The 978-nt window shown below is 69.2% G+C and carries 1 protein-coding gene; it reads right to left on the bottom strand.

Features of this window, described 5'->3' with window-relative positions; translation table 11 throughout:
- Positions 1–978: hypothetical protein (locus tag ACYVK5_RS25700; RefSeq protein WP_460709106.1), on the bottom strand; the 978-nt coding region annotated here is incomplete at both ends.

The raw sequence follows: 978 nt of genomic DNA, 5'->3' as shown, positions 1-978 counted from the left end.
GCCGTCGATGCGTTCGCGGTCCAGGGCGATGCCCTCCAGCCGCCGCGTGCCCTCCTCATACCGGTAGGACACCACCGCGGCATACGTGTTCCCCAGGTCCAGCCAGGACGACTCACCCAGAATCGTCCGGCCCGACGCCGCCACATAGGTACCCCAGCCGAACCCGCCGCCCATCCACTCGGGCAGGGACGATTCGTCGAAGTGGGTGGTCACCGTCTCCTGCCCCAGCCCGCCGGCGGCCTGCAGCGTGACGGCCTCGACCTGCCCGTCAGCCATGTACGAGTACTGCGTCTCGTAGGTGCCAGCAAGCCCGTCGAGCACGGAGTTCGAACTCGGCAGGTGCACGCGCGACCCGGTGGGCCGGTACCCGTCGTCGTACCCGGTCACCGACGTCACATACTCGTGCCCGTCCTCATACCGGACCGAGGCCGTGGCCTGACCCTTGACGATCGTCGAGGTCGGAGTGCCGGCCGGGTCGGTGAGCCGGTCGAACACCCAGCCCGCCCGCTGCCCGCCCAGCGTGACGTCCCCACCGCTCACCGTGGCGTCGAACATCCCGGTCTTGCGACCCAGCCCGTCGTACTCGTACGCCAGCGAGTCCCCGTTCGCGTCCGTGACCGCCAGGGTCTGCCCAGCCAGGTCGTACACGCTCGTGGTCGTACCACGATCCGGATCATCCGCCATGACCTGACGACCCAGCACGTCATACCCGTAGGTCCACACCGCGGTGTCGTCGCCGTCCGCGTTCGTGGTGGTGGTCTCGACAACCTTGGCCAGACGGCCCTCCGGATCACGCTCATAGGTGGTCGCCTGGTACGTGCCGCCCACATCGGGCTCACCGTCGCTGTCGGAGTCACCGGTGTGCTGACGCAGCTCGACCATACGGCCGCGCGCATCCACCACGGTCGTGGCCGGGGTCGCCCCCGCAGGCGGCGTCACCCGGGTGAACTTCCCGTCATACGCCGTGGTCGTGCGCCA

It is taken from the genome of Myceligenerans halotolerans (assembly GCF_054782975.1).
Note: the sequence above shows the minus strand (reverse complement) of the source record. Positions and strands in the feature narration are given on the sequence as shown.